This window comes from Pseudomonas brassicacearum subsp. brassicacearum, from assembly GCF_008801605.1.
Classification (GTDB): domain Bacteria; phylum Pseudomonadota; class Gammaproteobacteria; order Pseudomonadales; family Pseudomonadaceae; genus Aquipseudomonas; species Aquipseudomonas brassicacearum.
The window spans coordinates 144648-168685 of sequence record NZ_VZPJ01000006.1 but is presented as its reverse complement, the minus strand read 5'-3'; the positions used below and the strand labels follow the sequence as shown (position 1 = coordinate 168685).

Annotated in this window: 17 protein-coding genes, 2 tRNA genes and 1 pseudogene; 18 read left to right on the top strand and 2 right to left on the bottom strand. The window is 61.3% G+C overall.

What is annotated here, in order from left to right; all coding sequences use genetic code 11:
• Positions 1 to 12 precede the first annotated feature (12 nt).
• The 7 genes and pseudogenes from hflX to F7R20_RS32320 all read left to right on the top strand — a co-directional run bounded on the left by hflX (position 13) and on the right by F7R20_RS32320 (position 8387).
• Positions 13 to 1314, top strand: coding sequence for a ribosome rescue GTPase HflX (gene hflX / locus F7R20_RS15950; RefSeq protein WP_003197227.1), 1302 nt, complete (start codon positions 13 to 15; stop codon positions 1312 to 1314).
• A gap of 85 nt (positions 1315 to 1399) precedes the next feature.
• On the top strand, positions 1400 to 2572 hold the full coding sequence (gene hflK, locus F7R20_RS15945; RefSeq protein WP_003197228.1) for an FtsH protease activity modulator HflK: 1173 nt from the start codon (positions 1400 to 1402) through the stop codon (positions 2570 to 2572).
• Entirely contained in the window at positions 2572 to 3441 is an 870-nt protein-coding gene (gene hflC, locus F7R20_RS15940; protein ID WP_003197230.1) for a protease modulator HflC, read from the top strand. The genes hflK and hflC overlap by 1 nt, the downstream gene beginning before the upstream one ends.
• A gap of 325 nt (positions 3442 to 3766) precedes the next feature.
• Positions 3767 to 4954, top strand: a complete 1188-nt coding sequence (locus F7R20_RS15935; RefSeq protein WP_003197238.1) for an ATP phosphoribosyltransferase regulatory subunit — start codon at positions 3767 to 3769, stop codon at positions 4952 to 4954.
• Between the two features lie 54 nt (positions 4955 to 5008).
• Entirely contained in the window at positions 5009 to 6301 is a 1293-nt protein-coding gene (locus F7R20_RS15930) for an adenylosuccinate synthase (RefSeq protein ID WP_003197240.1), read from the top strand.
• Positions 6302 to 6788: 487 nt separating this feature from the next.
• Positions 6789 to 7529: pseudogene (locus tag F7R20_RS32325) on the top strand (HAMP domain-containing protein); the annotation flags it as partial.
• Positions 7503 to 8387 carry a methyl-accepting chemotaxis protein gene (locus tag F7R20_RS32320; protein ID WP_394351213.1) on the top strand — a complete coding sequence of 295 codons (885 nt, stop codon included), beginning with the start codon at positions 7503 to 7505 and terminating at the stop codon, positions 8385 to 8387. The pseudogene F7R20_RS32325 and the gene F7R20_RS32320, both read left to right, overlap by 27 nt.
• A gap of 216 nt (positions 8388 to 8603) precedes the next feature.
• Here the strand turns inward: F7R20_RS32320 and F7R20_RS15920 are convergent.
• Positions 8604 to 8690: transfer RNA gene (locus tag F7R20_RS15920), tRNA-Leu, on the bottom strand.
• Between the two features lie 176 nt (positions 8691 to 8866).
• Positions 8867 to 8953, bottom strand: a tRNA-Leu gene (locus tag F7R20_RS15915).
• Between the two features lie 226 nt (positions 8954 to 9179).
• Between F7R20_RS15915 and rnr the strand changes: the two genes are divergently transcribed.
• From rnr to F7R20_RS15860, 11 genes are all read left to right on the top strand, one after another.
• Positions 9180 to 11816: a ribonuclease R gene (gene rnr, locus F7R20_RS15910; RefSeq protein ID WP_003197244.1), complete on the top strand. Its 2637-nt coding sequence runs from the start codon at positions 9180 to 9182 to the stop codon at positions 11814 to 11816.
• On the top strand, positions 11813 to 12571 hold the full coding sequence (gene rlmB, locus F7R20_RS15905; RefSeq protein ID WP_003197246.1) for a 23S rRNA (guanosine(2251)-2'-O)-methyltransferase RlmB: 759 nt from the start codon (positions 11813 to 11815) through the stop codon (positions 12569 to 12571). The genes rnr and rlmB overlap by 4 nt, the downstream gene beginning before the upstream one ends.
• 306 nt (positions 12572 to 12877) lie before the next feature.
• The gene (gene rpsF / locus F7R20_RS15900; RefSeq protein ID WP_003186395.1) at positions 12878 to 13306 is read left to right on the top strand and encodes a 30S ribosomal protein S6; all 429 of its coding nucleotides are present in this window, start codon (positions 12878 to 12880) and stop codon (positions 13304 to 13306) included.
• Between the two features lie 28 nt (positions 13307 to 13334).
• Positions 13335 to 13565: a 30S ribosomal protein S18 gene (rpsR, locus tag F7R20_RS15895; protein ID WP_002551829.1), complete on the top strand. Its 231-nt coding sequence runs from the start codon at positions 13335 to 13337 to the stop codon at positions 13563 to 13565.
• Positions 13566 to 13601: 36 nt separating this feature from the next.
• Positions 13602 to 14492: a YybS family protein gene (locus F7R20_RS15890; protein WP_003197248.1), complete on the top strand. Its 891-nt coding sequence runs from the start codon at positions 13602 to 13604 to the stop codon at positions 14490 to 14492.
• A gap of 18 nt (positions 14493 to 14510) precedes the next feature.
• Entirely contained in the window at positions 14511 to 14957 is a 447-nt protein-coding gene (rplI, locus tag F7R20_RS15885) for a 50S ribosomal protein L9 (protein ID WP_003197251.1), read from the top strand.
• A 117-nt stretch (positions 14958 to 15074) separates the two neighbouring features.
• Positions 15075 to 16472 carry a replicative DNA helicase gene (gene dnaB, locus F7R20_RS15880; protein ID WP_003197253.1) on the top strand — a complete coding sequence of 466 codons (1398 nt, stop codon included), beginning with the start codon at positions 15075 to 15077 and terminating at the stop codon, positions 16470 to 16472.
• Positions 16473 to 16674: 202 nt separating this feature from the next.
• Positions 16675 to 18975 (top strand): YgiQ family radical SAM protein, encoded by a 2301-nt coding sequence (locus tag F7R20_RS15875; RefSeq protein ID WP_013692135.1) that lies wholly within the window; start codon positions 16675 to 16677, stop codon positions 18973 to 18975.
• Positions 18976 to 19174: 199 nt separating this feature from the next.
• Positions 19175 to 20101 (top strand): hypothetical protein, encoded by a 927-nt coding sequence (locus tag F7R20_RS15870; RefSeq protein WP_003197263.1) that lies wholly within the window; start codon positions 19175 to 19177, stop codon positions 20099 to 20101.
• Positions 20098 to 20559 carry a hypothetical protein gene (locus F7R20_RS15865; RefSeq protein ID WP_003197265.1) on the top strand — a complete coding sequence of 154 codons (462 nt, stop codon included), beginning with the start codon at positions 20098 to 20100 and terminating at the stop codon, positions 20557 to 20559. Before F7R20_RS15870 ends, F7R20_RS15865 begins: the two co-directional genes overlap by 4 nt.
• Positions 20560 to 20733: 174 nt before the next feature.
• A complete protein-coding gene (locus F7R20_RS15860) occupies positions 20734 to 24024 on the top strand; it encodes a transglutaminase family protein (RefSeq protein WP_013692136.1) in 3291 nt (1096 codons plus the stop codon).
• The last annotated feature ends 14 nt before the right edge of the window (positions 24025 to 24038 follow it).

Sequence of the window (24038 nt, the reverse complement as noted above, 5' to 3'; positions counted from 1 at the left end):
TAGGAGCCTCCTTTGTTCTTTGAGCGCCACGGTGGTGGTGAACGGGCCATTCTCGTTCACTTGGATGGACAGGACCCTGAGGCGCGCGAAGATCCGCAGGAGTTTCAGGAATTGGCACTTTCGGCCGGCGCCGAGACCGTCGCGTTTTTCAACGTGCCGCGTCATCGGCCAACCGCCAAGTTCCTGATCGGCAGTGGCAAGGTCGAGGAGTTGCGCGACCTGGTCAAGGCCGAACAGGTCGATCTGGTGATTTTCAATCACATCCTCACGCCCAGTCAGGAACGTAACCTCGAACGTGTCTTCGAGTGTCGCGTGATCGACCGTACGGGGCTGATTCTCGATATTTTCGCCCAACGCGCCCGCACCCATGAAGGCAAGCTCCAGGTCGAACTGGCCCAGCTTGAGCACATGAGTACGCGGCTGGTTCGCGGCTGGACTCACCTTGAGCGGCAGAAGGGCGGTATCGGCCTGCGCGGCCCGGGTGAAACCCAGCTGGAAACCGACCGACGCCTGTTGCGGGTGCGCCTGCGCCAGATCAAGGGGCGGCTGGAAAAGGTCCGTAGCCAGCGCGAGCAGTCGCGACGCGGCCGCAAGCGCGCGGATATCCCGACGGTTTCACTGGTGGGTTATACCAACGCCGGCAAATCGACCCTGTTCAATAATGTCACCCAATCCGACGTCTACGCCGCCGACCAATTGTTCGCCACGCTCGACCCGACCCTGCGCCGGCTCGACCTGGACGACCTGGGGCCGATCGTGCTGGCCGACACCGTGGGCTTCATCCGTCACCTGCCGCACAAGCTGGTCGAGGCTTTCCGGGCTACGCTCGAAGAGTCGAGCAACTCCGACCTGCTGCTGCACGTGATCGATGCCGCCGAACCGGACCGGATGCTGCAGATCGAGCAGGTGATGGTGGTGCTGGGCGAGATCGGGGCCCAGGACTTGCCGATCCTCGAGGTATACAACAAACTCGATTTGCTCGAAGGCGTGGAGCCGCAGATCCAGCGCGATGCCGACGGCAAGCCGCAACGGGTCTGGCTGTCGGCCCGCGATGGCACCGGCCTGGACCTGCTCAAGCAGGCGGTGGCCGAGCTGTTGGGCAACGATCTGTTTGTTGGCACCCTGAAGTTGCCGCAACGTTTCGCCCGGCTGCGAGCTCAGTTCTTTGAGCTGGGGGCCGTGCAAAAAGAAGAACACGACGACGAAGGCGTCTGCCTGCTGGCTGTTCGCCTGCCTCGGGCGGAGCTCAATCGGCTGGTCAGCCGCGAAGGGCTGCAACCGATGGAATTCATCGAGCAACACACTTTGCAATAAAAGCCTGAGAAAGCTGTGTCAGGCATTCTGTAGCATTGGTCGGCGCGCCGTGGGTGCGTCTTTGCTTTATCAGATGGAGAGCGCTATGGCTTGGAATGAGCCGGGTGGCAACTCGAATAATCAGGATCCTTGGGGTGGCAAGCGTCGTAACAACGGCGACCGCAAGGGGCCGCCGGATCTCGACGAGGCCTTCCGAAAGCTGCAGGAAAGCCTGAACGGTTTGTTCGGTGGTGGTAAAAAACGCGGTGACGAGGGTGGCGGTCGTCCGGGCAAGGGCGGCGGTTTCGGCCTGCTCGGCATCGGTCTGGTCGTGCTGGCGGCTGTCTGGCTGTACAGCGCGGTCTATGTCGTGGACGAGCAGGAGCAGGCCGTGGTGCTGCGCTTCGGCAAGTACTACGAGACGGTTGGGCCGGGCCTGAATATCTATTTCCCGCCGATCGACCAGAAGTACCTGGAAAACGTCACGCGTGAGCGGGCGTACACCAAGCAGGGCCAGATGCTGACCGAAGACGAGAACATCGTCGAAGTGCCGCTGACCGTGCAATACAAGATCACCAACCTGCAGGACTTCGTGCTGAACGTCGACCAGCCGGAAACCAGCCTGCAGCACGCGACCGAAAGTGCCTTGCGCCATGTGGTGGGTTCCACCGCCATGGACCAGGTGCTGACCGAAGGTCGTGAACTGATGGCCAGCGAAATCAAGGAGCGCCTGCAGCGGTTCCTCGATACCTATCGCACCGGTATCACCGTTACCCAGGTCAACGTCCAGAGCGCGGCAGCCCCGCGTGAGGTCCAGGAAGCCTTCGACGACGTGATCCGTGCCCGTGAAGACGAGCAGCGTTCGCGCAACCAGGCCGAAACCTATGCCAACGGCGTCGTGCCGGAAGCCCGTGGTCAGGCCCAGCGCATCATCGAGGATGCCAACGGTTACCGTGACGAAGTGGTCTCCCGTGCCAAGGGTGAGGCTGATCGCTTCACCAAGCTGGTGGCCGAATATCGCAAGGCTCCAGAAGTCACCCGCGAGCGTCTGTACCTGGACACCATGCAGGAAGTCTTCAGCAACACCAGCAAGGTCCTCGTGACCGGCAACAAGAACGGCCAGAGCAATCTGCTGTACCTGCCGCTGGACAAGATGGTCGAGAGCGGGCGCAACACCAGCGCGCCGGCGACCAGTTCGGCGGCCGCCAGCAATGAAGCCAACGCTCGTGCGGCGGCGGACCTGCAGCAACAGCAAGCACGTACCAGGGAGAGTCGCTGATGAGCAATAAATCGCTGATCGCCCTTATTGTCGGTGTCGTCGTGGCGATCGCTGCCTGGAACTGCTTCTACATCGTGGCTCAGACCGAGCGTGCGGTGTTGCTGCAATTCGGTCGCGTGGTCCAGGCTGATGTCCAGCCGGGGCTGCATGTGAAGGTGCCGTACGTCAACAAGGTGCGCAAGTTCGACGGCCGCCTGATGACGCTGGATGCGCCGACGCAACGCTTCCTGACGCTGGAAAAGAAAGCCGTGATGGTGGATGCCTATGCCAAGTGGCGCGTGAAGGATGCCGAGCGCTTCTACACCGCGACCTCGGGCCTGAAGCAGATCGCCGACGAGCGCCTGTCCCGTCGTCTGGAGTCGGGCCTGCGTGACCAGTTCGGTAAGCGCACGCTGCATGAAGTGGTGTCCGGTGAGCGTGATGCGCTCATGGCCGACATCACCCGTTCGCTGAACACGATGGCGGAAAAAGAGCTGGGTATCGAAGTGGTCGATGTCCGGGTCAAGGCCATCGACCTGCCGAAGGAAGTGAACCGCAGCGTGTTCGAGCGGATGAGCACGGAGCGTGAGCGTGAAGCCCGCGAGCACCGCGCCAAGGGTAACGAGCTGGCCGAAGGCATCCGCGCCGACGCCGATCGTCAGCGCCGTGTGCTGCTGGCCGAAGCCTATCGTGAATCGGAAGAGGTCCGTGGTGATGGTGATGCCCAGGCCGCTGCGATCTACTCCAAGGCTTATGGCCAGGATCAGGAGTTCTACGGGTTCTATCGTAGCCTGCGTGCCTACCGCGAAAGCTTTGCGAACAAATCCGACGTCATGGTCCTGGACCCAAGCAGTGACTTCTTCCGCTACCTGGAAAAGGCCAAGCCTTGATGCGACGTTGACCTGAGGCACTCCGCCCGGCGGCTAAAGCGTCGGGCGGGGTGATCCTTTGGGAAAACGTGTGTATGATGCGGCAGCCGGGAAATTCCCGGCTTTTTTGCGTCTGCACGTTCGATTGCGGTTCACAGGTGCAGGCGTCGGGTTGAACGACTCGACAGGTTTTTCGAGGGAAGTGCTGGGCGAGGCCGATTGCGGGCCATTCGTCACGTCGCTCTTGCGCGTTTTTTGCCCATGATGCGCGCCTGGCGCAGGCATTTTCTGCTTCACTCAAGGCCAGCCCGAAAGCTGGCCGCCCGGACCATAGGGGAATGGCGTAATGGCAACGGTAGACCGCTGGCTGCTGCCAGATGGCATCGAAGAAGTACTGCCACCGGAAGCTGCGCGTATCGAAGTAGCGCGTCGGCAGGTGTTGGATCTGTTCCAGAGTTGGGGTTACGAGTTTGTCGTCACCCCGCATATCGAGTACCTGGAATCCCTGCTCACCGGCGCGGGCCAGGACCTGGACCTGCGCACCTTCAAGGTTATCGACCCGCAGTCGGGCCGGCAGATGGGCTTTCGTGCCGATATCACGCCGCAGGTGGCGCGCATCGATGCACACACCCTGCGCCGCGAAGGTCCGAGCCGCCTGTGCTACGCCGGCAGTGTGCTGCATGCCCAGCCGCGTGCCTTGTCGTCTTCGCGCAGCCCGATCCAGTTGGGCGCCGAGTTGTATGGCGACGCCAGCCCGAGCAGCGACGTAGAAGTCATCAGCCTGATGTTGGCCATGCTGCAACTGGCTGACGTGCCGGATGTCCACATGGACCTGGGGCATGTCGGCATCTATCGCGGCCTGGCCCGTGCGGCCGGTTTGTCCGGCGAAGTGGAGCAACAGCTGTTCGATGCCCTGCAGCGCAAGGCCATCGACGAAGTCATCAGCCTGACCGAGGGCCTGCCGGCCGATCTGTCGGACATGCTGCGGGCGCTGGTGGGCCTGTGTGGCGGACGTGAAGTATTGGCCGCTGCCCGTGAACGCCTGGCCCATGCGCCGGCGCCTGTGTTGGCGGCGCTGGACGACTTGCTGGCGATTGCCGAGCGTCTGTCGGTGCGTTTCCCCGAGTTGCCGTTGTATTTCGACCTGGGTGAGTTGCGCGGTTATCACTACCACACGGGTGTCGTGTTCGCCGTGTTCGTCCCGGGCGTGGGCCAGTCCATCGCCCAGGGCGGCCGTTATGACGACATCGGTGCCGACTTTGGTCGTGCCCGTCCGGCGACCGGTTTCTCTACCGATTTGAAAACCCTGGTGACCCTGGGGCGTGCTGAAGTCGAGCTACCGTCTGGCGGTATCTGGATGCCTGACAGTACGGATGCGGCACTCTGGCAAGCAGTCTGCCAGTTGCGCAGTGAGGGTCAGCGTGTCGTCCAGGCCTTGCCTGGGCAACCTTTGGCCGCCGCCCGTGAAGCGGACTGCGACCGGCAATTGATTCAGCAGAACGGGCTTTGGCAAGTATTGCCGCTGGCTTCTTGAGTTTTCCTGCCGGCCGCGGCCGGCACCAAGTTTGCGCGAATGAGGACAAGTGTTATGGGTAAGAATGTCGTAGTCCTGGGCACCCAGTGGGGTGATGAGGGCAAAGGCAAGATCGTTGATCTGCTGACCGAACATGCTGCCGCCGTAGTGCGCTACCAGGGTGGCCACAACGCAGGTCACACCTTGGTGATCGACGGTGAAAAAACCGTTCTGCACCTGATTCCGTCGGGCGTACTGCGCGAAGGCGTTCAGTGCCTGATCGGCAACGGTGTGGTGGTTGCTCCCGACGCCTTGCTGCGGGAAATCATCAAGCTGGAAGAAAAAGGCGTACCGGTGCGCGAGCGCCTGCGTATCAGCCCGTCCTGCCCGCTGATCCTGTCCTATCACGTCGCGCTGGACCAGGCCCGTGAAAAGGCCCGTGGCGAGCTGAAGATCGGCACCACCGGTCGCGGCATCGGCCCGGCCTATGAAGATAAAGTAGCCCGTCGTGGCCTGCGCATCGGTGACCTGTTCCACCGTGAGCGTTTCGCCGCCAAGCTGGGCGAGTTGCTGGACTACCACAACTTTGTCCTGGTCAATTACTACAAAGAACCAGCCATCGACTTCCAGAAAACCCTGGACGAGTGCATGGAGTACGCCGAGCTGCTCAAGCCGATGATGCTCGACGTCACTGCCGAGCTGCACGAGCTGCGTCGCGCAGGCAAGGACATCATGTTCGAAGGTGCCCAGGGTTCGTTGCTGGACATCGACCACGGTACCTACCCGTACGTCACCAGCTCCAACACCACCGCCGGCGGCATCGCCACCGGTTCGGGTTTCGGTCCGATGTACCTGGACTACATCCTGGGTATCACCAAGGCCTACACCACTCGCGTGGGTTCGGGTCCGTTCCCGACTGAGCTGTTCGACGACGTCGGCGCCTTCCTGGCCAAGCGTGGCCATGAGTTCGGTGCTACCACCGGCCGTGCCCGTCGTTGTGGCTGGTTCGATGCCGTCATCCTGCGTCGCGCCATCGACGTCAACAGCATCTCGGGCCTGTGCCTGACCAAGCTGGACGTGCTGGACGGCCTGGAAACCATCAACATCTGCGTGGGCTACAAGAACCAGGACGGCGCCGTCATCGACGCACCGACCGACGCCGACAGCTACATCGGCCTGGAGCCGGTGTACGAGCAGATGCCGGGCTGGACCGAATCGACCGTGGGCGCCAAGACCCTGGAAGAGCTGCCATTGGCGGCCCGCAACTACATCAAGCGCGTCGAAGAGTTGGTCGGTGCGCCGATCGACATTATTTCGACGGGGCCGGACCGCAACGAAACCATCGTTCTGCGTCACCCGTTTGCCTGATAAGTCGTTGATGTAAAAAACAAAGGCCCCTCGTTTGGGGCCTTTGTCGTATCTGCCTGTCGAACGGCACGACCTTTGCTATGCATCGTTAACAATAAGTACTTCTTTGAAGTGCCATCAATTTAATGGCGTTTAGTAGAGGGATTCCCCTGTGTCGGCCGTTCTCTCACTGTTACAAAGCCGTCTATTGCGGCCTGTGTTCGTTACCCTGGGTATCGCCCTTTTGGTGCAAGTGCTCGTGGCCGTCGCGCTGACCCGAAGCACGGTCACCGCGCTGGAGGCCGAGCTAGGGGTCCGGCTGGGGGTGGATAGTCAGAAATTGTCTGGCGAACTGGAGCAGGCCGGACGCGAGGTCACCTCAAGCCTGGACAGTTTGTCTGCCAGCACTCGTCAGCGCCTCACCGCCGGTTTGTCGACGCGGCTGAAGGACGAGCAGGCGCAGTTGCGCACGACACTCGAGAAATCGCTCAAGGATTCCGCCAATGATATGGCGCAACTCCTGGCCTCGGTCGCGCCACGCGCCATGTGGGACAGCGACATACCGACCCTTTCCGAATTCGCCCGCCGGGCCCAGCGCAACCCTAATGTGTTGTTCGTTATTTATGACGACGCCAGTGGTGAGCACCTGACTCGTTACCTGAACCGGGAAAACCCGATCAACAAGGCGCTGCTGGAGAAAGGCAAGGGCGAGCGAGCGTTGGATAAAGTGCTGGATGCGGCGAAGAGCGACCCCTCGGTGTATTACCTCGAAGCCTCGATCAGCCCCAACGGCGTAGAGATTGGCAAAGTATTGATGGGCGTTTCCACGGCTTCCGTTGAAGCTGACCTGAAGGCGCTGGACCAACGCTTCTTGGCCTTGATCGCCAGCAGCGACCAGTTGGTCGGTGACAGCCTCAAGGGGGCGGCGGCCGACAGCGCCACCGCCATGCGCGGTCGTCTGGAGTCGGCCCAGGCCACCGCCACACAGATGCAGACCAATACCTCTAGCACTGTGCAGGAAGCCGCAGGCACCTTGCGCTGGCGCATCGGCCTGGGCCTGGCGCTGGTGGGCTTCGGCGTGCTGGTGCTGCTGGCCGTGGTGCTGGGGCGTCGGGTGGTCAATCGCTTGAAGTTGCTGATCGCGGCCATGAACGACTTGGCGGCGGGCGAGGGTGACCTGACCAAGCGTGTGCAAATCAACAGCAAGGACGAAATCGGCGACATGGCCTCAGCGGTCAACCGCTTTGTGGATAAGTTGCAACCCATCGTGCGCGAGGCGGGCGATGTGGCCCAGCGTACCGGTGTGGAAATCGGTGCGATGACCTTGCGCAACTCCGGTGCCGATGCGGCGGCCGGGATGCAGCGTGATGAGGTGGCCGAGAGCCTGCGTGCGCTGTCGCAAATGGCGGATGAGGCTCAATCGGAAAGCCAGGCGATGCAGGCGGCTTTGCAGCAGGTGGTGGAGATCCGCCAGGCCACCGATGAAAACACTCGCACTTCGGCCAAGGTCAGTAGCTTGATCGAGGCGTTGGCCGGGCAGGTAGACACCGGGGCGAAAGTGATCGAGCGGCTGGCGCAGCAGAGCGAACAGATCGAAGTGGTGCTGACGGTGATTCACGGCATCGCCGAGCAGACTAACTTGTTGGCCTTGAACGCGGCCATCGAGGCGGCGCGGGCCGGGGAGACCGGGCGCGGGTTTGCCGTGGTGGCGGATGAGGTGCGGGCCCTGGCGAGCAAGACCCAAAGCTCAACGGGCGATATCCAGGCGCATATCGTGGCCTTGCAGCAGGGGGCTCGCGAAGCGGTGGCCGCTATCGGCCAGGCCGGGCGCCAGGCCAGCGAAGGCTTGTTGGTGCTGCGAGACAGCGCGCGGTTGCAGCAGTCGGTGCAGGCATCCGTGGAGCAGGTGCATGCGGCCATCGGCCTGGCGACTCAGGCAGCGGCTCATCAGGCCCAGGGTGCGCAAGCGGTGCGCGGGCGGGTGGAAACCATTCATGCCCAGGCCGAGAAGGCGGCCCAGGCCGTGGTCGAGACCACCGCCAGCGGCAAGGTGCTCGACAACCTGGCGGCGCAGTTGAAGGCAAGCCTGGGGCAGTTCCGGGCTTGATCAGGCTGCTAGGCTGGCCTCATCGCGAGCAAGCTCGCTCCCACAGGTGATTTTTAGTGGATACAGATTTTGTGTCCGGCATGAATCCCTTGTGGGAGCGAGCTTGCTCGCGATAGCGATGTCAGCGGCTCAGATATATTCCCAGAGGCCAGAAACGCAAAAACCCGCTTTCGCGGGTTTTTGTGAGGTTCAAGGCCGTAACCTTGAAGCTTGAATTGGTGCCCAGAAGAAGACTCGAACTTCCACGACCTTGCGGTCACCAGCACCTGAAGCTGGCGTGTCTACCAATTTCACCATCTGGGCAGCATCTTCAGCGTTGCCGCTGTTGATGTCGCGCACTATACGGAGCGCATTTTGATCTGTAAACCCCTGTTTTTGTTTTAGTAATTGCCAAACGCAATTGCAGGGGGCAAAAATGCAAAAACCCGCTTTCGCGGGTTTTTGTTGAGCATGCAGGTCATTGACCTGTTGCTCGAAATTGGTGCCCAGAAGAAGACTCGAACTTCCACGACCTTGCGGTCACCAGCACCTGAAGCTGGCGTGTCTACCAATTTCACCATCTGGGCAATATCGACATCGTGTGTACGTCGTCGATGGCGCGCACTATACGGAGCGTCTTTTTAACTGTAAACCCCTCCTGAGAAAAAAACCGCTAAATTTCACGAGCGGTGCTTTTCCGGGCTTCCAAGGCGGGCCAAATGACTTTAGAAAAGCGATCGGATGCTTGAAATTTCCCGTTTCATTAAGCCTATGCCAAACTAACCCGCATATAGACAAGGTGAAAACTCTCTAATGGCCGATTGGCAGTCCCTCGATCCCGAGGCCGCTCGTGAAGCGGAAAAATATGAAAACCCTATTCCTAGCCGCGAACTGATCCTGGCGCATCTCGCCGATCGGGGGTCGCCTGCTAGCCGCGAGCAGTTGGTCGAAGAGTTCGGTCTGACCACCGAGGACCAACTCGAAGCCCTGCGCCGCCGTCTGCGCGCCATGGAGCGCGACGCTCAACTGATCTACACCCGGCGCGGCACCTATGCGCCGGTGGACAAGCTCGACCTGATCCTGGGCCGCATCGCCGGTCACCGTGACGGCTTCGGTTTCCTGATCCCGGACGACGGCAGCGACGACCTGTTCATGAGCCCGGCGCAAATGCGCCTGGTGTTCGACGGTGACCGGGCCCTGGCCCGTGTTTCCGGCCTGGACCGTCGTGGTCGCCGTGAAGGCGTGATCGTCGAAGTGGTGTCCCGTGCCCACGAGTCCATCGTCGGCCGTTACTTCGAAGAAGGCGGTATCGGTTTTGTTGTGCCGGATAACCCGAAGGTCCAGCAGGAAGTGCTGATTACCCCGGGCCGTAATGGCGCCGCCAAGGTGGGTCAGTTCGTCGAGGTGAAAATCACCCACTGGCCAACTGCGCGCTTCCAGCCACAGGGCGATATCGTTGAAGTGGTCGGCAACTACATGGCGCCGGGCATGGAGATCGACGTCGCGCTGCGCACCTACGACATCCCTCACGTCTGGCCCGAGGCTGTGCTCAAGGAAGCCGCCAAGCTCAAGCCGGAAGTTGAAGAGAAAGATAAAGAAAAACGCATCGACCTGCGCCATCTGCCGTTCGTCACCATCGACGGCGAAGATGCCCGCGACTTCGACGATGCGGTCTACTGCGAAGCCAAGCCTGGCAAGCTGCGCCTGTTCTCCGGCGGCTGGAAGTTGTTCGTCGCGATTGCCGACGTGTCCAGCTACGTGAAGATCGGTTCGGCCCTGGATAACGAAGCCCAGGTGCGCGGCAACTCCGTGTATTTCCCTGAGCGCGTGATCCCGATGCTGCCTGAGCAGCTGTCCAACGGGCTGTGCTCGCTGAATCCGAAAGTCGACCGTTTGGCCATGGTGTGCGAGATGACCATCTCCAAGACCGGCGAAATGACCGACTACCAGTTCTACGAAGCGGTGATCCACTCCCAGGCGCGCCTGACCTACAACAAGGTCAGCACCATCCTGGAAACACCGAAGACCAGTGAAGCCAAGACCCTGCGTACCGAATACGCTGGCGTGGTGCCGCATCTCAAGCAGCTGTACTCGCTGTACAAGGTATTGCTGGGTGCCCGTCACGTGCGTGGCGCAATCGATTTCGAGACCCAGGAAACCCGGATTGTCTTCGGTTCCGAGCGCAAGATCGCCGCAATCACCCCGACGACCCGTAACGATGCGCACAAGCTGATCGAAGAGTGCATGCTGGCGGCCAACGTAGCCACCGCGGAATTCCTCAAGAAGCACGAGATTCCTGCGTTGTACCGCGTGCACGACGGCCCGCCGCCGGAGCGTCTGGAAAAGCTGCGCGCCTTCCTCGGCGAGCTCGGCCTGTCCCTGCACAAAGGCAAGGACGGCCCGACGCCGAAGGACTACCAGGCACTGCTGGCCAGCATCAAGGACCGTCCGGATTACCATGTGATCCAGACCGTGATGCTGCGCTCCCTGAGCCAGGCGGTTTACAGCGCCGACAATCAGGGCCACTTTGGCCTGAATTACGAAGCGTACACCCACTTCACCTCGCCGATCCGCCGTTACCCGGACCTGCTCACGCACCGCGCGATCCGCAGCGTGATCCATTCCAAGCAGAACACCCCGCACGTCAAGCGCGCCGGTGCCATGACCATTCCGAAGGCACGGATCTATCCGTACGACGAAGCGGCCCTGGAACAGTTGGGCGAGCAGTGCTCCATGAGCGAGCGCCGCGCCGACGAAGCCACTCGCGACGTGGTGAACTGGCTCAAGTGCGAGTTCATGAAAGACCGCGTGGGCGAGTCGTTCCCAGGCGTGATCACTGCAGTGACAGGCTTTGGTTTGTTTGTCGAGCTGACCGACATCTACGTCGAGGGCTTGGTGCACGTCACCGCCTTGCCGGGTGATTACTACCACTTCGATCCTGTGCACCACCGCCTGGCGGGCGAGCGCACCGGTCGCAGCTTCCGTCTGGGCGACACCGTGGAAGTGCAGGTCATGCGCGTCGACCTCGATGAGCGCAAGATCGACTTCGGAATGTCTGACAAGCCCGCCGAAGCACCGACTGGCCGTAAAAAGCGTGGCAACGAGACCGCAGCGCCTGCGACCAAAGGTAAGGGTAAAGGTGCTCCTGCAAAAACCGCGGAGCCTGAGCCAGCCAGGGCCGGTCGCCGTTCGTCTGTCAAGGACAAGGCTCCCGAGGCCTACCGCCCCAGCGACGCTGCGGCGAAAAACGCCGAACTGCGCAAGAGCCGCGAGTTGAAGCAGCAGTTGCTCAACGAAGCCAAAAGCGGTGGTAAAGCGGCGTCTGGGGGAAAGTCCCACGGGGCGGAAAAACCGTCGAGCAAGCCAAGTAAACACCGTAAAGGCCCGCCAAAAGCGGGTTCGGCCCCCGCGAAAAGCGGCGGGTCGCGCAAACCTAAGGCCAAGTCATGAGTCTGGAAAAAATCTACGGCGTGCACGCCGTAGAAGCACTGCTGCGTCACCACCCTAAACGTGTCAAGCAAGTATGGTTGGCGGAAGGTCGCAGCGAGCCGCGTGTGCAGGCGCTGGTCGAACTGGCCACCCAAAACAAGGTTGCCATCGGCCAGGCCGAGCGTCGTGAAATGGACGTGTGGGTCGAAGGCGTTCACCAGGGTGTGGTTGCGGACGTAAGCCCGAGCCAGGTCTGGGGCGAGGCGATGCTCGACGAACTGCTCGATCGCACCGAAGGCGCGCCCCTGCTGCTGGTGCTGGACGGCGTGACCGACCCGCATAACCTCGGCGCCTGCCTGCGTTCGGCGGATGCGGCGGGTGCGTTGGCGGTGATCGTGCCTAAAGACAAGTCGGCAACCCTGACGCCGGCTGTGCGTAAGGTCGCCTGCGGCGCGGCGGAAGTGATTCCACTGGTGGCGGTGACCAACCTGGCGCGTACCCTGGAAAAACTCCAGCAGCGCGGCTTGTGGGTGGTTGGCACGGCGGGTGAGGCCGAGGTCAGCATTTATGACCAGGACCTGACGGGCCCGACGATCCTGATCATGGGCGCCGAAGGCAAGGGCATGCGCCGCCTGACCCGCGAGCACTGCGATTACCTGGTCAAGCTGCCGATGGCCGGTAGCGTCAGCAGCCTTAACGTTTCGGTCGCGACCGGTGTGTGCCTGTTCGAAGCGCTGCGCCAGCGCAGCGTCAAGGCTTCCGCCAAAAAGCCTTGATCTTGTTGTAACCCCTGTGGGAGCGAGCCTGCTCGCGATAGCGGTCTGACATTCGGCATCTATGTTGAATGAGATACCGCTATCGCGAGCAGGCTCGCTCCCACATTGGGTTTGTGTCTGGATGAAGATCGGCGGTTGTTCAAATAATCGCCAATTGCCTTGCACCTCCCTCGGCCCTTCTCTACAATTGCGCCCCTTGCTGTGATGGCAGGCACTTATGTGTCTAGCGTCCACAAGTCCATAAGTGTCATTCACTCCTTGTCTGACCGTTTTTGAGCGGCAGGCTACAACCCGTAAGGAGCATTCATGCGTCATTACGAAATCATCTTTTTGGTCCACCCGGATCAAAGCGAGCAAGTCGGCGGCATGGTTGAGCGTTACACCAAGCTGATCGAAGAAGACGGCGGCAAAATCCACCGTCTGGAAGATTGGGGCCGTCGTCAACTGGCCTACGCAATCAACAATGTTCACAAGGCTCACTACGTGATGCTGAACGTTGAGTGCACTGGCAAGGCCCTGGCCGAGCTGGAAGACAACTTCCGCTACAACGATGCAGTGATCCGTAACCTGGTCATCCGTCGCGAAGAAGCCGTCACCGGCCAATCCGAGATGCTCAAGGCTGAAGAAAACCGCAGTGAGCGCCGTGAGCGTCGCGACCGTCCTGAGCACTCTGACAGCGCCGATGGCGATGACAGCGATAGCGACAGCGACAACAGCGATAACGCTGACGAGTAATCCACGGACCTTTTAAGGAGCCAATCACATGGCACGTTTCTTCCGTCGTCGTAAATTCTGCCGCTTCACCGCTGAAGACGTGAAAGAGATCGATTACAAAGATCTCAACACTCTGAAAGCCTACGTATCCGAGACCGGCAAAATCGTTCCAAGCCGTATCACCGGTACCAAAGCTCGTTATCAGCGTCAGCTGGCCACCGCTATCAAGCGCGCCCGCTTCCTGGCCCTGCTGGCCTACACCGACAGCCACGGCCGCTGAGACCGGGCAGTCGACGAGTAGTAAGGGATTGAATGCATGCGCGCCTTAGCTGACTTCATCATGCGGGGACGTGTGCAGGCCACGTTGGTTGTGGCCGGATCCGCGGCATTGCCGCTGTTGTTCTGGTTGAGTGCCGCCGCTGGGTGCCTTGTGCTCCTGCGGCGCGGTTCGGACGCCTTGAGCGTCCTGGGTATCGGGATGTTGTCAGCGTTGGTGAGCTGGTACTTCCTGAAGGACCCGACAACACTTTTGGTGTTGCTCGGGGCTTGTGGCCTGGCGTTGGTTCTGCGCGCCGGACATACCTGGAATCGCGTGCTGCTGTGCAGCGTGGCCGTGGGGTTGTTGTGTGCGGTGAGCCTGGGAACTGTCTTCAGTTCCTTCATCGAGTCACTGGCGCAGACGTTCGAAGACGTCCTGCCGCTGGCGATGGGTGGGGTCTACGAGACATTCTCGGCAGACCAGAAGGCGTTTTTCATCGCCCTTAGCGCTCCGCTGATGATCATCTCGATAGCGTTATCGTCGCAGATCTTTAGCGTGCTGTGCCTGATCCTTGGGCGCTATTGGCAGGCGTTGTTGTATAACCCCGGTGGTTTCGGTCGCGAATTTCGCGCCATCCGATTCCCCAAGAGCGTGGCGCTGTCACTGCTGGCCGTCATGTGTGTTGCTCCGTTTTTCGGACTGCATGCACTGATCCTGTTGCCGTTGTGCAGTGTACCGCTGGTCTTCGCCGGCCTGGCCCTGATTCACGGGCTGGTGGCGCAGAAACGACTGGCCACTTTCTGGCTGGTGGGGTTGTACGTGACGTTGTTGCCTTTCATGCACTTGCTCGGTCCGTTGCTCGTGGTCATGGCCATCGTTGACAGCCTGATTGATTTTCGCGGTCGTATGGCGTCGAAAGACGCCGACAACGCGAACGGTGAAGGTTAAAAGTTAGAGGATTTTCACATGCAACTGATCCTTCTGGAAAAAGTCACCAACCTGGGCAACCTGGGTGACAAAGTAAACGTTAAGGCCGGTTACGGTCGTAACTACCTGCTGCCTTACGGCAAAGCCACCGCTGCGACCGCTGCCAACCTGGCTGCGTTCGAAGAGCGTCGTGCTGAGCTGGAAAAAGCTGCCGCAGACCGTAAAACCTCGGCTGAAAGCCGTGCTGCCCAACTGGCTGAGCTGGAAGTGACCATCACTGCCACCGCTGGCGACGAAGGCAAGCTGTTCGGTTCGATCGGTACTCACGACATCGCTGACGCACTGACCGCCTCCGGCGTTGAAGTTGCGAAAAGTGAAGTTCGTCTGCCGAACGGCACCATCCGCAACGTAGGCGAATTCGACGTAGCCGTGCACCTGCACGCCGAAGTTGAAGCCACCGTACGCGTTGTCGTGGTAGCAGCCTAAGCAACACCTGTCGGTTGGCACCCTCGGGTGCTTGCCGGTAACATCGGGCACGATCCTGTTTACAGGTCGTGCCCTTTGTCTTTCTGCAATTCCTGATTTTCATAACCAGAAGTGGCCATGAACGAAATCACCGCTCCCGAGCAATACGATCTGCAAACCGCTGCCCTGAAGGTGCCTCCGCATTCCATCGAGGCCGAACAGGCCGTGCTCGGTGGCCTGATGCTGGACAACAACGCCTGGGAGCGTGTGCTCGATCAAGTCTCCGACGGCGATTTCTACCGGCATGACCACCGTCTGATTTTCCGTGCGATCGCCCGTCTGGCCGATCAGAACATGCCGATCGACGTCGTGACCCTGGCCGAGCAATTGGACAAGGAAGGGCAGACGTCTCAGGTCGGCGGCCTCGGTTACCTGGGTGAACTGGCGAAAAACACGCCGTCGGTCGCCAACATCAAGGCCTATGCCCAGATCGTGCGCGAGCGGGCGACCTTGCGCCAATTGATCGGCATCAGCACCGAAATCGCCGACAGCGCCTTCAACCCGGAAGGCCGCACCGCCGCCGAGATCCTTGACGAAGCCGAACGGCAGATCTTCCAGATCGCCGAGGCCCGCCCGAAAACCGGCGGCCCGGTCAGCGTCAACGACCTGCTGACCAAGGCCATCGATCGCATCGACACCTTGTTCAACACCGACAACGCCATCACCGGCCTGTCCACCGGTTACACCGACCTCGACGAGAAGACCAGCGGCCTGCAACCGTCCGACCTGGTCATCGTCGCCGGCCGTCCGTCCATGGGTAAGACCACCTTTGCGATGAACCTGGTGGAAAACGCCGTGCTGCGCAGCGACAAGGCGGTCCTGGTGTACTCCCTCGAGATGCCAGGCGAATCGCTGATCATGCGTATGCTTTCGTCCCTGGGGCGTATCGACCAGACCAAGGTCCGTTCCGGCCAGCTGGAAGACGACGACTGGCCGCGCCTGACGTCGGCGGTCAACCTGCTCAACGACCGCAAGCTGTTCATCGACGATACGGCCGGTATCAGCCCGTCGGAAATGCGCGCCCGGACCCGTCGCCTGGTGCGTGAGCACGGTGACATCGCGCTGATCATGATCGACTACCTGCAGTTGATGCAGATCCCTGGTTCCAGCGGCGACAACCGGACCAACGAGATTTCCGAAATCTCCCGTTCCCTCAAGGCCCTGGCCAAGGAATTCAACTGCCCGGTGGTGGCACTTTCCCAGTTGAACCGTTCCCTGGAACAGCGCCCCAACAAGCGCCCCGTGAACTCCGACTTGCGGGAATCCGGAGCGATCGAGCAGGACGCCGACGTCATCATGTTCGTGTACCGCGACGAGGTGTATCACCCCGAGACGGAGCACAAGGGCATCGCCGAAATCATCATCGGCAAGCAGCGGAACGGCCCGATCGGCTTCATCCGCCTGGCGTTCATCGGTAAATACACTCGGTTCGAGAACCTGGCGCCGGGTAGCTACAATTTTGACGACGATGAGTAAGCTCTTCATCGTCTGATCCGGCCTCATCGTCGGAACGCCGCCCGGAGCAGGCTCGCTCCCACCTTGGAATACATTCCTCTGTGGGAGCGAGCCTGCTCGCGAAAGGTGCGCCACCAATTTCCGACCATAGCCGTCGGAATTGGTTATTTTTTGTGCTATATTCCGCGCCCGCGATTTTTCATCTTTTATACCGGTTATCGACATGCAAGCAGCCAAGCCGTTATTTGACTATCCCAAGTACTGGGCCGAATGTTTCGGTCCGGCGCCATTCCTGCCCATGAGCAGGGAGGAGATGGATCAGCTCGGCTGGGATTCGTGCGACATCATCATCGTAACCGGTGATGCCTACGTCGATCACCCGTCGTTCGGCATGGCGATCATTGGCCGTTTGCTGGAAGCCCAGGGCTTTCGCGTCGGGATCATTGCCCAGCCGAACTGGCAGTCCAAAGACGACTTCATGAAGCTTGGCGAGCCCAACCTGTTTTTCGGTGTCGCGGCCGGCAACATGGATTCGATGATCAACCGCTACACCGCCGACAAGAAAATCCGCTCCGATGACGCCTACACCCCGGGCGGCATGGCGGGCAAACGGCCGGACCGTGCGAGCCTGGTCTACAGCCAGCGCTGCAAGGAAGCCTACAAGCATGTGCCGATCGTGCTGGGTGGTATCGAAGCGTCGCTGCGCCGTATCGCTCACTACGATTACTGGCAGGACCGGGTGCGCAACTCGATCCTGATCGACGCCTGCGCCGACATCCTGCTCTACGGCAACGCCGAGCGGGCGATTGTCGAAGTCGCCCAGCGCCTGTCCTACGGCCACAAGATCGAAGACATCACCGACGTGCGCGGCACGGCCTTCATCCGTCGTGACACGCCGCAAGGCTGGTACGAAGTCGACTCCACGCGCATCGACCGTCCGGGCAAGATCGACAAGATCATCAACCCGTACGTCAACACCCAGGACACTCAAGCTTGTGCCATCGAGCAGGAGAAGGGGCCGGTCGAGGACCCGAGCGAAGCCAAGGTCGTACAGATCCTGGCGAGCCCGAAAATGACCCGCGACAAGACCGTGATCCGTCTGCCATCGGTGGAAAAGGTTCGTGGCGACGCGGTGCTCTACGCTCACGCCAACCGCGTGCTTCACCTGGAAACCAACCCAGGCAATGCCCGCGCCCTGGTGCAGAAGCACGGCGAAGTCGATGTCTGGTTCAACCCGCCGCCCATTCCGATGACCACCGAAGAAATGGACTACGTGTTTGGCATGCCTTACGCACGTGTTCCCCATCCGGCGTACGGCAAGGAGAAGATCCCGGCCTACGAGATGATCCGTTTCTCGGTGAACATCATGCGTGGCTGCTTTGGCGGCTGCACGTTCTGCTCGATCACCGAGCACGAAGGCCGGATCATCCAGAACCGCTCCGAAGAGTCGATCATTCGCGAGATTGAAGAGATCCGCGACAAGGTCCCGGGTTTCACCGGGGTCATTTCCGACCTCGGCGGCCCGACCGCGAACATGTACCGCATCGCCTGCAAGAGCCCGGAAATCGAATCCGCGTGCCGCAAGCCGTCGTGCGTGTTCCCCGGCATCTGCCCGAACCTGAACACTGACCATTCTTCGCTGATCCAGCTGTACCGCAGCGCCCGGGCCTTGCCTGGCGTGAAGAAGATCCTGATTGCCTCCGGCCTGCGTTACGACCTGGCGGTCGAGTCGCCGGAATACGTCAAGGAACTGGTGACCCACCACGTCGGCGGTTACCTGAAGATCGCTCCGGAGCACACCGAGGAAGGCCCGCTCAACCAGATGATGAAGCCGGGCATCGGCAGCTATGACAAATTCAAGCGGATGTTCGAGAAGTACACCAAGGAAGCCGGAAAAGAGCAGTACCTGATTCCGTACTTCATCGCCGCCCACCCGGGCACCACCGACGAAGACATGATGAACCTGGCGCTCTGGCTCAAGGGCAATGGTTTCCGGGCCGACCAGGTGCAGGCGTTCTATCCGTCGCCGATGGCCACGGCCACGGCCATGTACCACTCGGGCAAGAACCCGCTGCGCAAGGTCACCTACAAGAGCGACGCGGTGACCATCGTCAAGAGCGAGGAACAGCGCCGCCTGCACAAGGCCTTCCTGCGCTATCACGACCCCAAGGGCTGGCCGATGCTGCGCGAAGCGCTGACCCGCATGGGCCGCGCCGACCTGATCGGGCCGGGCAAGAACCAACTGATTCCGTTGCACCAGCCGGCCACCGACAGCTACCAGAGCGCCCGTCGCAAGAACTCGACGCCAGCCGGCAGCCACAAGGTGGGCAAGGAAACCACCAAGATCCTGACCCAGCACACCGGCCTGCCACCGCGCGCCAGCGACGGCGGCAACCCGTGGGACAAGCGCGAGCAGGCCAAGGCCGCGGCATTCGCCCGCAACCAGCAGGCCGCCAAGGAACGCAAGGACGCCGCCAAGGGCAAAGGACCGAAACCGGCGCGCAAGCCTGTCGTGCCGCGCTGATCGCCTAGCCACCTCGTAAAACGCCAGCCTAAGTGCTGGCGTTTTGCTTTCTAGCGAGGGTGCTGGCCGTTTGTTATCGTGGCGCCCGCCTTACGGCACGATGGCGGATGCATAGCCTTTGTGGCGAGGGGATAAATCCCCTCGCCACAAGGTTCAGTGTGGACAAAGATTCACCCTCCGATTCTCAAGGACGATTCATATGAGCAGCGCTTCAACGGGCATCGGCATGGACCTGAGTTTCTCCCAGTTCATGGCCCGCAAACGCATCGAAAGCCAGATCAACCTGCCACGCCTGTTTGCTGCCATCGACGCCGATCCTGGCATCGCCGGTGCGGGTGTGGTGTATATCGATTCCGAATACAACGTCGTGACCCTGCGCGAATTCAAGCCGATTTGCAGCATCGCGCCCAAGCGCATCATTCTGCGCGAGGCGAAAAAATACATCGCACCGCAGCAATTCATCGATCAGGTAAAAAGCAGCCCGCGCGAGTCCAAGCTTGGGCTTGAAGCAACCAATGCCGGCTTGTCCTGTGTCGCCGCTGTGATTGGTTGGGTGGTGGTGTTCAGTGGAAGCGTCGCCGTGCCCTTTACGGCGGGGGCAAGTGCCTTTGTCGTTGCCCTGGGCGCCGCTGCCGCGACGGCCAGCACCGCGCAATGCGTCATTGGTGGGATGCGGGTGGCCAATGAGCTGACCAATCCGACCGGCAACGATGAGATGAATGACGCTGACTGGTACAACATCGTGTCGCCGATCCTTGACGGGGTTTCCCTGGTGGGTGTTGGTGGCTCGGCGCTGACGACTGTCCGGCTACTCAAGGCCAACAAAGCGGCCGGCACTGGAAAGAGTTGGTATCAGTTGCTCAAGGGCCTGAATCGGCAAGAGCGAAGCAAGCTGACCAAGGAACTGTTGACGCTCAAGGACCCGAGCCTGACGGCGAAGTTACTCAAGTTGCAGCAACGCGCGGGGGCCATGCCCAAACGTTATTCTTCAGCTGAAATCAGGCACGCGACGCTGACTCAGATAAAGGACTCCCTCGGAGGCGCGCTGGGGATCATTGGCAGTTATACCGGCGAGGGCGCCGTGAAAACGGTTGCCGTCGGCTTGTACGAGGAGTTCACGGAATGATCGGTGGCGGATCGCTGAAGCCATTCCTCGCCCGCTATTTTCCGGTTTTCATGGGGACGATCCTGCTGGGCTGCTTTTCCGGGTCCACGCTGCTTGTGTTGGCCGGGACCACTTATTGGCGTGCCCTGGAGCCGTCAGCCAGGACCGACTATGTCGGGCTCGGTACTTTGGCCCTGGTGATCGTTCTGGTCTCGGGCAACCTCTTGATCGCTCGCGGGCGCGCCTGGGCGGTCTGGTGGGTGGCGGGGTATTTCCTGGCCTGTCTGGCGGCGGTGCTGCCGACGTTCGCTTATCGACCGCATCAGGGCGTGTACCTATTCGCGGTGTTGTTGCCACTGCTGGGGCTCTTGCTGCTCAACAGCAAGCGCCATCGGGAGATGCGCAGCAAACTCGTCGACATCCGCCGCCAACGCGCGCTGATCATCCAGGCCGCCAAGGCATCACGCCCGCGTCGCTGAGTCGATTTGCGCTGCCGGCGCCGCATTTATGTGCATTGCTTTGCAGATGAATTCGGGCAGCGCGCGTTTTTAGTGCTCTACTGCCTTGAGTAGACAAAGAAAGTGTCCGGCCTGCCTGCATGGCATAAGTCTTGCGCCGCTTTCGATAACGCCCAGGCTCGCAGGAGGCACGTCGTGTCGATTCATGTCGCATTGCATCACGTCACGCATTACCGCTACGACCGCGCCGTCGAGCTCGGCCCGCAGATCGTTCGCCTGCGCCCGGCGGCCCACAGCCGCACGCGGATTCTTTCCTATTCGCTGAAGGTTTCACCCGAGCAGCATTTCATCAACTGGCAGCAGGACCCCCAGGGCAACTACCTGGCGCGGCTGGTGTTTCCCGAGAAAACCCGGGAGATGCGCATCGAAGTCGATCTGCTGGCGGAAATGGCGGTGTTCAATCCGTTTGACTTCTTTCTCGAGCCCTACGCCGAAAAGATTCCGTTCGCCTACGCGGCCGACGAGCGCAAGGAGTTGGCGCCTTACCTGGAAACCCTGCCGCTGACGCCGAAATTCCAGGCCTATCTGGACGGCATCGACCGCACGCCGTTGCCTGCGGTGGATTTTTTGGTGGCGCTCAACCAGCGCCTGAGCGAAGACATCAACTACCTGATTCGCATGGAGCCGGGCGTGCAGACCCCGGAGCACACCCTTGAGCACGCATCCGGCTCTTGCCGCGACTCGGCCTGGCTGTTGGTGCAGCTGTTGCGCAACCTTGGCTTGGCCGCGCGTTTCGTTTCCGGTTACCTGATCCAGTTGACTGCCGATGTGAAAAGCCTTGATGGCCCGTCCGGCACCGACGTGGACTTCACCGACCTGCATGCCTGGTGCGAGGTCTACCTGCCCGGTGCTGGCTGGATCGGCCTGGATGCGACATCCGGGTTGTTCGCCGGTGAAGGCCACATCCCGTTGGCCTGTAGTCCCGATCCGTCCTCGGCGGCCCCGATCAGTGGCTTGGTGGAGCCTTGCGAGTGTGAGTTCAGCCACGAAATGTCCGTCGAGCGGGTCTGGGAAGCACCGCGGGTGACCAAGCCTTACACCGACGCACAGTGGCTGGCGATCCAGGCACTGGGGCGCCAGATTGATGCCGACCTGTTGGAAGGCGACGTGCGCCTGACCATGGGGGGCGAACCGACCTTTGTCTCCATCGATGACCCGGATGGCGCCGAGTGGAACACCGCGGCACTCGGGCCGGACAAGCGCCGGCTCTCCGCCGAGCTGTTCCAGCGCATGCGCAAGCACTATGCGCCCAAGGGGCTGGTGCATTTCGGCCAGGGCAAGTGGTACCCCGGCGAGCAATTGCCGCGCTGGTCGCTCAATTGCTATTGGCGGCGCGACGGGGTGCCGATCTGGCACAACAGCGCGTTGATCGCCGATGAGCAGGAGGACTACGGCGCCGATGGCGAACTGGCCGGACGTTTCCTGGCGAGCGTTGCCGAGCGTTTGAAAATTCCTGCGCGGTTCGTGTTTCCGGCCTACGAAGACAACTTCTATTACCTCTGGCGCGAAGGTGCATTGCCTTCGAATGTCACGGCCGAGGACCCACGCCTGGAGGACGCCCTGGAGCGTGCACGGTTGCGCAAGGTCTTCAACCAAGGCCTGGACAAGGTCATCGGCCAGGTCCTGCCGCTGGCCCGCACCGCCAAGGGCGATCAATGGCAAAGCGGTCGCTGGTACCTGCGTGACAGTCACTGCCGCCTGGTGCCGGGGGATTCGCCCCTGGGCTATCGCTTGCCACTGGCGTCCCAGCCTTGGGTGACGGCGGCCGAGTACCCGTTCATCCACCCCACCGACCCGAACCAGGACTTGCCCGAGCTGCCCGGCACCGAGCAACTGGCGCGTCACGGCGAGCCGGCGACCGAGCAGGAGCGTGTCCCGGAGATCGACAAATCCGCCGACTGGCTGACCCGCACGGCTTTCTGTGCCGAGGCCCGCGAAGGTCGGCTGTACCTGTTCATGCCGCCACTGGAGCGGGTCGAGGATTACCTGGAACTGGTCAGCGCCATCGAGGCGACGGCTGAGGAGCTGCACTGTCCGGTGCTGTTGGAGGGCTACGAGCCGCCGAGCGACCCGCGCCTGGGCAATTTCCGCATCACCCCCGACCCCGGTGTGATCGAGGTCAACGTGCAGCCTTCGGCGACCTGGGATGAGTTGGTCGAGCGCACTGAATTTTTATACGAAGAAGCGCGACAGACCCGACTGACCACCGAGAAATTCATGATCGATGGCCGGCACACAGGCACCGGCGGCGGTAACCATTTCGTACTGGGTGGCGCGACACCGGCTGACTCTCCGTTTCTGCGGCGTCCCGACCTGCTGCGCAGCCTGATCAGTTACTGGCATAACCATCCGTCGTTGTCCTACCTGTTTTCCGGATTGTTCATCGGCCCGACCTCCCAGGCACCTCGCGTGGATGAGGCGCGCAACGACGCGTTGTACGAGCTGGAAATCGCTTTCGCGCAAATGCCACAGCCCGGCGAGGAATGCCCGCCGTGGTTGGTCGATCGCCTGTTGCGCAACCTGTTGATCGACGTGACCGGCAATACCCACCGTGCCGAATTCTGCATCGACAAGCTCTATTCGCCGGACGGCGCCACCGGACGTCTCGGCCTGTTGGAGTTGCGTGCTTTCGAGATGCCACCCCACGCCCGCATGAGCCTGGCCCAGCAATTACTGCTGCGGGCGCTGGTGGCGCGGTTCTGGCGCGAGCCTTATGCGCCGGCGAAACTGGCGCGCTGGGGCACCGAGCTGCATGACCGGTTCCTGTTGCCGCACTTTATCGAGCAGGATTTTGCCGACGTCATCCATGAGCTGAACGCCGCCGGCTACCCGCTGCGGGCCGAGTGGTTCGCTGCGCACCTGGAGTTCCGCTTCCCCAAGGTGGGCGATTACGCGGTCAGCGGTATCGAGCTGCAATTGCGCCAGGCCCTCGAGCCTTGGCATGTGCTGGGGGAAGAGGGCGCGGTGGGCGGTACCGTGCGTTATGTGGATTCCTCCTTGGAGCGCTTGCAGGTCAAGCTCAGCGGCCTGGCGCCGCAACGCTACCTGCTGACCTGCAATGGTGTGCCGGTGCCGTTGCAACCCACCGGCCGGGTCGGCGAGTTCGTCGCCGGGGTGCGTTTCCGCGCCTGGCAACCGGCCAACTGCCTGCAACCGACCATCCCGGTGCATGCGCCACTGGTCTTCGATTTGCTCGACACTTGGATGCAACGTTCCGTGGGCGGCTGCCAGTATCACGTGGCCCATCCGGGCGGGCGTAACTACGACAGCCTGCCGGTGAATGCCAACGAGGCCGAAAGCCGGCGGATGGCGCGTTTCTTCCGTATCGGACACACGCCAGGGAAACTTCCGATACCCAGCCTGGCCATGGATGACGAGTTTCCGCTCACACTCGATCTGCGACGCTTTCCAGGGGCTTCAATGTAGGAGCTGTGTAGGAG

Bases quoted from the DNA above. Each gene is read 5' to 3' on its own strand.
- F7R20_RS15890 (WP_003197248.1), top strand. From the start codon at position 13,602: ATGCGCGCCTTAGCTGACTTCATCATGCGGGGACGTGTGCAGGCCACG.
- F7R20_RS32320 (WP_394351213.1), top strand. From the start codon at position 7,503: ATGGCCTCAGCGGTCAACCGCTTTGTGGATAAGTTGCAACCCATCGTG.
- dnaB (WP_003197253.1), top strand. From the start codon at position 15,075: ATGAACGAAATCACCGCTCCCGAGCAATACGATCTGCAAACCGCTGCC.
- hflK (WP_003197228.1), top strand. From the start codon at position 1,400: ATGGCTTGGAATGAGCCGGGTGGCAACTCGAATAATCAGGATCCTTGG.
- rpsR (WP_002551829.1), top strand. From the start codon at position 13,335: ATGGCACGTTTCTTCCGTCGTCGTAAATTCTGCCGCTTCACCGCTGAA.
- rlmB (WP_003197246.1), top strand. From the start codon at position 11,813: ATGAGTCTGGAAAAAATCTACGGCGTGCACGCCGTAGAAGCACTGCTG.
- rpsF (WP_003186395.1), top strand. From the start codon at position 12,878: ATGCGTCATTACGAAATCATCTTTTTGGTCCACCCGGATCAAAGCGAG.
- F7R20_RS15935 (WP_003197238.1), top strand. From the start codon at position 3,767: ATGGCAACGGTAGACCGCTGGCTGCTGCCAGATGGCATCGAAGAAGTA.
- F7R20_RS15870 (WP_003197263.1), top strand. From the start codon at position 19,175: ATGAGCAGCGCTTCAACGGGCATCGGCATGGACCTGAGTTTCTCCCAG.
- rplI (WP_003197251.1), top strand. From the start codon at position 14,511: ATGCAACTGATCCTTCTGGAAAAAGTCACCAACCTGGGCAACCTGGGT.
- hflC (WP_003197230.1), top strand. From the start codon at position 2,572: ATGAGCAATAAATCGCTGATCGCCCTTATTGTCGGTGTCGTCGTGGCG.
- F7R20_RS15865 (WP_003197265.1), top strand. From the start codon at position 20,098: ATGATCGGTGGCGGATCGCTGAAGCCATTCCTCGCCCGCTATTTTCCG.
- rnr (WP_003197244.1), top strand. From the start codon at position 9,180: ATGGCCGATTGGCAGTCCCTCGATCCCGAGGCCGCTCGTGAAGCGGAA.
- F7R20_RS15930 (WP_003197240.1), top strand. From the start codon at position 5,009: ATGGGTAAGAATGTCGTAGTCCTGGGCACCCAGTGGGGTGATGAGGGC.
- F7R20_RS15875 (WP_013692135.1), top strand. From the start codon at position 16,675: ATGCAAGCAGCCAAGCCGTTATTTGACTATCCCAAGTACTGGGCCGAA.